General features: G+C 57.1%; 6 protein-coding genes. 5 read left to right on the forward strand and 1 reads right to left on the reverse strand.

What is annotated here, in order from left to right:
• The 5 genes from BO39_RS28560 to BO39_RS32185 all read left to right on the forward strand — a co-directional run.
• Window positions 1-780, forward strand: a 780-nt coding sequence (locus BO39_RS28560) for a UDP-glucose dehydrogenase family protein (RefSeq protein ID WP_156964120.1), incomplete at its 5' end; no start/stop codon positions are given.
• 276 nt (window positions 781-1,056) lie between these two features.
• Window positions 1,057-6,690 (forward strand): glycosyltransferase, encoded by a 5,634-nt coding sequence (locus BO39_RS33395; protein ID WP_156964122.1) that lies wholly within the window; start codon window positions 1,057-1,059, stop codon window positions 6,688-6,690.
• Between the two features lie 425 nt (window positions 6,691-7,115).
• Window positions 7,116-7,226, forward strand: coding sequence for a transposase (locus BO39_RS35615; protein ID WP_478212687.1), 111 nt, complete (start codon window positions 7,116-7,118; stop codon window positions 7,224-7,226).
• Window positions 7,227-7,334: 108 nt separating this feature from the next.
• On the forward strand, window positions 7,335-7,601 hold the full coding sequence (locus BO39_RS30720; protein ID WP_052403004.1) for an IS66 family transposase: 267 nt from the start codon (window positions 7,335-7,337) through the stop codon (window positions 7,599-7,601).
• A gap of 231 nt (window positions 7,602-7,832) precedes the next feature.
• Window positions 7,833-7,997 carry an IS66 family transposase gene (locus BO39_RS32185; protein ID WP_084698655.1) on the forward strand — a complete coding sequence of 55 codons (165 nt, stop codon included), beginning with the start codon at window positions 7,833-7,835 and terminating at the stop codon, window positions 7,995-7,997.
• A 21-nt stretch (window positions 7,998-8,018) separates the two neighbouring features.
• Here the strand turns inward: BO39_RS32185 and BO39_RS28570 are convergent.
• Window positions 8,019-8,329, reverse strand: a 311-nt coding sequence (locus BO39_RS28570) for a transposase (protein ID WP_043837619.1), incomplete at its 5' end; no start/stop codon positions are given.

Here is an 8,329-nt window from a genome sequence, read left to right on the forward strand (position 1 = left end):
ATCGTGCAGACAGGACTCGAGACGGCGGAGCTGATCAAATACGCGGCCAACGCCTTCCTGGCCGTGAAGATCACCTTCATCAACCAGATGGCCGACCTCTGCGAGAAGGCCGGGGCGGACGTGCACGACGTGGCCCGCGGCATGGGGCTGGACGGGCGTATCGGGCGCAAGTTCCTCCATGCCGGGCCGGGCTACGGCGGCTCCTGCTTCCCGAAGGACACGCTAGCGCTGGCCCGCACCGCACAGGAGCTGGGCGCGCCGGTGACGATCGTGGAGCAGACGATCGCGGCCAACGACGCCCGCAAGGAGGCGATGGCGGCGCGGGTGATCGCGGCGCTGGGCGGCTCGGCGGCGGGGAAGACCGTCGCGGTGCTCGGCCTGACCTTCAAGCCCGAGACGGACGACATGCGCGACTCGCCCTCGCTCGTCGTGGTGCCGAGGCTGGTGGAGGCGGGCGCCACGATCCGCACCTACGACCCGCAGCCCTCCCATGCGCGGCAGATGATGCCGGCGGGCGTGCAGTTCGCGGAGACGGCGCTCGACGCCGTCGAGGGCGCGGATGCCGTGGTGCTGCTGACCGAGTGGAACGAGTTTCGTGCCCTCTCGCCCCAGAAGCTGAAGTCAGCGATGCGCGGCGACGTGGTGCTCGACCTCCGCAACGCCTGGGATCCCGCGGCCTTCCGCGAGGCCGGCCTCACCTATAGCTGTATCGGCCGCGCCGAAGGAAATAGTGGAATTCCATATTCTAAGTGCTCCAGGGCCCCGACCCGGATCCCGTGATCGGTAATGCCACACACAGCCGCAACAAGCTGGCAGAGAAAATGGCCTTTAAAACTGTAATTTCGAACGAGAAAGCTCGAATCGTGCTTCGCGCGCACAGAGTGGCATTCAAACCATGGGTCCGTTCTTAGAAAGAAGGTGAATGTAGCTCATTTTTTAGCGAGATGGAAGCGGAGCTATCGCAGCAGATGAAAAGCGACTTTGTTATAGACAGCCAGCTTGGATGCTGATGTGCGATCCGAATTCACAGGGCGGCATGCTCGAGGAGGCTCAAAATTGACTCACGTAAACATCGTCACGTCGGATCGTGGCTGGATCCTCGAAAACCTCGCAACACAAATATCATCCCGTCTCCCTTACGTTACGTTCGGCAACGGCGTTGATACAGAGGCTGTTATCCAATACTACGTAACATTCTCTTGCAGATACCGCAGGATCTCACCGATCGAGGTGGGGTACTTTGCACACCTGGAGCCAGAGGGAGAAGCAAACGACAAGTTTTTCCGCGTGGCGAGTGAGGTCGATTGGTGTATCAGTCACTCACACCTTTACGCCGGCATACTGCGCGAACATGGCATTTCAAATGTCACCACGATTTCGCCCGGAGTTGACCTTGCTCAATTTTCCCCAAAAATCCGTATAGGGATAATTGGCCGCACTTACCACACAGGGCGCAAGGGCGAGCACCTTGTCGACCAAGTCATGAACATTCCCGAAATTGAGTGGTATTTTACTGGCGAAGGTTGGCCCAATCCGCCGCTTAACCTGGCTGGTGACGTTCTCCCCGAACTTTACCGGCGCCTCGATTATGTCCTCGTTCCCTCACTTTACGAAGGCGGCCCGATGAGTGTCGTCGAGGCACTAGCCTGTGGAACTGAGGTGATATCCCCGCCAATAGGCTGGGTCCCTGAGTTTCCCCACATCGAATATAAGGTGGGTGACGCCACGGATCTTCGTCGAGTACTGATGGAGATCGTCGAAAAGAAGCGCAAACTGCGTGAGTCAGTCTTGGACCGGACCTGGGACGCCTGGGCAGAAGGCCATGACAAGGTGTTCCGAGACCTCGCAGCATTGAACGGCTTAAATCTTACGAATCCGAAAAAGACCCGTCATCGTTATCCAAATCGTACAGCCCTTGTCTTGCATGGCTCGGAAGGATCTTCTCCTGGCGGGCCGACAGTGCGTGTTCCTCGCCTTGGTCGCGAACTGCGTGAGCTTGGCTCAGAAGCTCAAGTAGTGCGGCATCCCAGCACCGACTTCGCACGATATGAAGTTGCCCACGTATTTAACTCCTGGGGACCCAAAACTGCGCTCGACGCCATTCGGCGTGCCAAGGGCCTGGGCGTTGGAGTAGTGTTCTCCCCAATCTTCCTTGATCTCTCCAGTCGCTCACTTTGGCAAGACGCCCTTCCGCAAATTTTTAATGAATCTGAAAATGAAATCGAGCTCGAAAACCGGCTGCAGCGGTACTTCGCCGATTATCACCAGCAGCGTGCATCACCGCAGCCGCCGGCAGAACCTGTACCCGGCTATCACTCATCTGTTCGCTTGATGATGTCCCTCGCCGACAAGGTCATCTTCTTATCTGAGCGAGAGAAGATGCGTCTCGAGCTGATCGGTGCGGACACATCTCATGGTACCATAGTGCGCAACCCAGTTGATTCGAAGCTCTTTGCTGAAGCAGACCCATCTATCTTTGAGCAACACTATGGGATCAGGGATTTCATCATCTGCGTTGCACGGCAGGAGAGTCGTAAGAACCAGTTGATGCTGATGCGCGCCCTCCAAGACACTAATATCCCGCTGGTGCTGGTCGGCCATGCCGCGAGCTCTGATTACGTGAAGCTGATGGAGCGTTACCGCACTGCAAACGTGCACTTGATAGAGCGGCTACCACCTAACTCAAACATGTTGGCCTCAGCTTTTGCCGCCGCTCGTGCGGCCGTTCTACCAAGCTGGTCCGAGGGTGCGCCGCTTGCTGCTCTCGAGGCTGCTGCCGCGGGCGCATCCTTAGTGTTGAGTGACGAGTCGGGAGAAAGCGAGTACTTTGGCGAGTGGGCACGTTACTGCGACCCTGCTTCTGCCTCTAGTATACGTAAGTCAGTCCTCGAGGCATTTGAAACAAAATCACCAGAAGAACACAAAGAAGCGCAAAAAAAGTTCATTCGCAATAACTTTAACTGGGATCGGCATTGCAGCTCTACTCGCGAGATTTACCGACTTGTTCGCGAAGTCGTTACGCCGAAGGTCGCCGAACAACTGCATACTCCTGCGTATTCGGTCTCTGCCGCGCAGACCCGCATCGACATTGTTTACGACGTAACCACCACCGCAAATCACAAAGGTCGTTGGACAGGAATTGCTCGGGTAGAGGCGGCACTTGCCATAGCTCTTCAGGAGAATGAGCGGGTAGCAAGCATCCGATTTGTGGCTTGGAACAATAAGGCTCGCACTTTTGTCGAAATTCCTTTTGCCGCGATACGCGAAGGAAGGACCAGCAATATCTTGGCGCACTATGACACCGTTGTGGTGCGGCCCATGGACCTTCCTGCGGGAGCATTCCATCTCGTTGGTGGAAGTGGGTGGATGCAAAACTCATCCTACACCGAGGGCTTGATAGCCTTTAAATATTACCATAAGCTGCGACTTATTCCTATAATACACGATGTAATCCCGGTTAGATTTCCGTTCTGGTTCGATGAGGGTTATGCGCCGACGTTCAACCACAACCTTAGTATTCTGCTCGGCAATTCCGATGCGATTCTTTCAATCTCAGAATCAACAAAAGCCGATATTGAGTTTTTCGCTAATGGCGAGGTCGATCTTTTTCTTCCGGAAATTTTCACTTTCCGTGAAGGAGACGAAATTTCGCAAATCCCGACAAAGGAGCGGTTGCCTGATTTCATTGACAAACTGCGGGATCAGGAGTTCGTGCTGTCGGTCGGTGCTATTCACCAGCGCAAGAACCATAAACTGCTCTACGATGTGTGGGTCCAACTAAGCGAACGTATGGGTAGCCGTTGTCCTAAGTTGGTGCTAGTTGGTGGAGTCGCATGGAACGGGCAAGATCTCGCACGAGCGATGCAAAATGACAGACGCGTACAAAATCAAATTCTAATCTTTGAGAAAATCGACGACCACGCACTCGAGTGGCTATATCGCAATTCAATCTTCACTGTTTATCCGTCGCTCTACGAGGGTTGGGGTCTACCAGTTTCAGAAAGCTTGCGTCATGGCAAGATCTGCATTGCATCGAACGTATCGTCTATACCTGAAGTTGCGCCCGGGTTGGTTGAACTCCTCGATCCGCTTGATCCCGCGAAATGGCTAGCTAGAATACTTTTTCTAGCTAGCAGTCGCCAAGCGCGCGAGCTTCGAGAGGCAACCATTGCCGCTAGTTACCGTCATTTCAGCTGGGCGGAGGCGAGTAATAATCTGCTCGACTGCCTGTGTACCAGCAAGAGTCTCGTTCCCATCCATCGTCCCCACACCCCTGGTACCATCGCATCTTTGGCAAATCGTCTGGATGCCGCTCGCTATAAACGTCGTGGTTGGCATCTAACTGAGAAGTGGGGCTGCTGGTCTTCTGAAATGGCTGCTACCCTAAGCTTGGAACTGCCTGAACCGTACGTCGGCAACGCGGTTTTCATTGCTGAAGTGAAGGCTTTTTCCTTTCCTGGAAGCCAGCAGGAAACTCGCGTTCTTGTAAACGGAACTCCTGTTGGGCGTTGGACCATTTCAGGTACTGAGGTGCTAATTCGCCACGCGCTCATTCCAGCATCGGTACTCAAAGGGGCGATGAACGTCGAATTGAGACTAGAAAACGCCAATCTCGTTCCGATCGCTCAAGTAAACAAATCGAACGACAGTCGGTCTGTGGGTATTGGTCTGACCCGTTTCGCGCTGGCTGACTTGGCGAAAGTGCCGCACGCTGGTACTTACCTCGGAACACGATGCAGCGACGATAATTCGATCGAGCTAGGCCGCAGCTACGACTTCTTTAAGGATGCAAGGAGTCGTGCCTGTCTCGATGGCGAGTGGACTTCCACGTCTGTGTGGGGGGCAATCAATACTGATGGGCGTCCGCGGATGTCCTTGGTGATCCAAGAAGCGCCTGGTGAAGCTTTGGAAGTTGAATTGTTTCTTCGCCCGGTTGCAACTGAGGTCGATCCCTTGACGATCATGATCTTAGTCAATGATACTCCAAGTCGTGCCTACACTTTTTCCGATGATGAAATTCACCGAGTGCTCATTTCCGTTACTGCGGCAATCCGCGCAGTTTCGGAGCCGATTATTATTGATATGGTCCCTAGCGACATTCGCTCCCCGCGTGAGGTCGGCGTTGGCAGTGCAGGTGTGGCGTTCGGCTTTGGGCTATTCAGTATGCGGGTGCTGACACCTTCTCTCCAGCATGACCCCTACGCCGTTACCTACGAGGTTGGTAAGAACATTTCCTTTTCCTCACTTGCGACAGAGTCACCCTCGGTGCGCTTGTCTAGTATCCCAGGTCCGTGGCATTCAGTGGAACCAGGAGGAGTATGGTCGGCTGGCAAGGTCGGCCTGCTTAGCCTCAGGCTCGGACAGCCGTGGCTTTACGGTTTGGCACTAAACTTCGAGGCTCGTGCTTTCGGGCCCGCGTCGTCCGAGATAGAAGCGTTTGTCTCGGCAAATGGACATCGGATCGGAACGGTATCGCTTTCTTCTGAGCTAAACAGGGCGGTTGAGCTTCCGCTACCGGTGGATGCTGTTGGAAAGGACGGCCGAACTCTTATCGAAATTATCGTTCCTACGGCGTCATCACCGGCTAAACTGGGAACTGGCACAGACGAGCGTATATTAGGCGTTCGTCTAAGTGCACTTTCTTTGCGACCTGCGGCCGTTCTATCGACCGGCATTGCACTTCCATTTGCGTCGCGTGCGGTCAGCGGCGAAAGGCAACCCAGCGATGCTTACGTTCAGGGAAAGTGGTATCCGCCTGAGCCTTCTGGACGATGGTCTCAGGAAAGCCAAGGTGAGCTAACCTTCGTCCGCTCACCCTTTGACGACGGACAAGCGTTCTTCGTTTCATCCCGGGTTCTTGGAGCTGCGGTTGACGCGCCCGTTTATGTCGATCTTTTGGTGAATGGATGTCACACCGACACTTGGTTGTTCTGGGATGATCAAGTGCTGCTCGCCGACGTCCGAGGCTTCGCTGAAGCAGTCGCGGGCTCTGAAAAGGTCACCATTTCCTTCCGAAGTCGCAACTCTCGGTCGCCGCGGGCTCTCGGTCTGAGCGATGATCCACGTGAACTAGGTGTACTTGTCACAGGTTGCGTTCTCCTTGATGTGGAGCAAGGTGTAGATGAGGCCGCCGCCCTTCTCAGCGCTGCTGGATGCAATGTCCAAAAACGAATGGAGCGCGATCTCGCGAGTTATGGTTCAGCAGGGGCGATAGATGTTGCTCCGCTAGGTCTGAGTGACGCGCTTAGTTTGGTTCGGGCTCGTGGCGACATAAGGATCGTAGATGTCTTGGGCTCTGACGGCTCAAACAAAGTCTTTGTGTCTGGATGGTACGATGTTGAACCTGATGGAAGGTGGAGCGGAGCGGGGTGTGCAGTACTTCACCTGCAGGTGCCACGCGTTGCCAAGTCGATCGAGGTGGTCGCGCGAGTGTTTGGTACTGGCGCTGGCTCGGTAGGTGTAATGGCCCGCGTTGCAAACAATGGTGAGCATCTATTCCAATTCAGAAGTGATGATTTCGGGTTGATCAGCATCCCTCTTGATGGTAGTGAGATTGACGAGATAAACGGGATAGCATTGACGTTTAGAGCGTTGGCTGCCGTGTCGCCAAAGCATTTAGGAATGGGTGATGACGACCGTCCTCTCGGTGTTTTTGTAAGGTATATCGGCGTGCAGGTTTCTACATTGTAAATGTTCACGGCGCATACACATCGTTTTTCCTGAGCTTCGGGCGACTACCGCGTGCTGGTCATTCTGACGCTCAAGCTCACCAATGCCTCCGGATCCTTAGTGGTTCCGGATCTCACAATTGCATGACCCAAGGCTGCCTTAGTCGTGGCGACCTTGGGCGTGTTGTACTTAATGTACGGCGCATGAATTGCTGACTCATACGTTTGGGGCGGGGAGCGAGGTGTCGTGACTTGGTGTGCTCCGAACTAGTGGAGAGCACAGAATGGACGCGGCGGTGGCGATCCGAACTGAAATGGAGGCGGGCAGCCACCGGCAACTCGCCCGGCGCAAGCGGGACGGGCGGGTTATCGGCCCGGCTGATTGAGGTGGTTTCTGGATTTCGTACAGGCGGATAAGCTCGGTTCGCCCCGAGAAGGACGGACCCGATGACGGGGAAGCGGACGCGCTATTCAGTGGAGTTCAAGGCGAAGGTGGCGCTGGAGGCGCTGCGGGGTGAGCTGACGACGGCGCAGTTGGCGGCACTGCTCGACGGCTGAGAATGGCAAGCCCCGGTGCCGCGCTGCAGGCCGGAACTAGCCGGGTAACAGGGGTGCGATTCAGCTAGAAACAGTAGCTCCGACGCGGCGACATCCGCGCACCGGGACGTGCAGATCGACCTCGACACACTGCCCGATGATCCTGCCAACCTGCAGCAGATGCTCTGGGAGGTGGTCGCCGCCGCAGCGTATCAGCATGGCGCACTGCATGCCGAGAGCGGCAAGCTCCGGCTGCCGATCCAATGCCTGCTGCGGCACCAGTTCGGCAGTCGGTCGGAACAGCTCAGCCCGGACCAGATGCAGCTCTGGCTCGAGGATCTTGAGCAGAGCATTGCCGAGAACCAAGCCGGGCAGGAGGCGGTGGAGGCCCGGTAGGGCCGCCGCCCGGCGAGGCCGTCTCGAAGCAACCACGGCGCCTTGCCCGGACATCTGCCGCGCTACGTGGTGCTGATCGACGCCGCCTGCCGCGCCTGCCCTTGCTGCGGCGGCGCGCTGCATGCCATCGGCGAGCTCCGCACCGGGTAGCTCGACGTCGTGCCTGCCCAGTTGCGGGTCCGCGTCCCTCGCCGCCCCTGCTAGGCCTGCCGGACCTGCGAGGGTGTCGTGATGGCGCCAGCACCGGAGCGGCCGATCGATGATGGCCTGGCCACCGAGGCGCTGGTGTCGCACGTGGTGGTCAGCAAGTTCTGCGGCAGCCTGCCGCTGTACCGCCGGGCGCGGATGTTGGCGCGGCAGGGCGTCACCTTGGACCGCTCAACCTTGAGCAACTAGGCTCAGGACTCCTTAGAACACCTAACAGAACCGCTTGATTTGGCCGAGGCAGACCAGGGCGCAGGCGAGCGTCGTGAACGCCAGGTGGATGTCGGCGCGGCGCTCATAGCGGATGGTCAGGCGGCGGTAGCGGGCGAGCCAGGCGAAGGTGCGCTCGACAACCCAGCGGTGTCGTCCGAGGTGGGTGCTGCTCTCGATGCCTCGCCTTGCGATGCGCGGGGTGATGCCGCGGGCACGGCACTCACGACGGCAGCGGCGATGGTCGTAGGCCTTGTCGGCGTGAAGCTTGCCCGGCCTGCGCCGGGGACGGCCCCGGTGCCCGGTCCGAATGG

Source organism: Roseomonas aerilata DSM 19363 (genome assembly GCF_000711725.1).
In the GTDB taxonomy this organism is placed as follows: Bacteria; Pseudomonadota; Alphaproteobacteria; order Acetobacterales; family Acetobacteraceae; genus Roseomonas; species Roseomonas aerilata.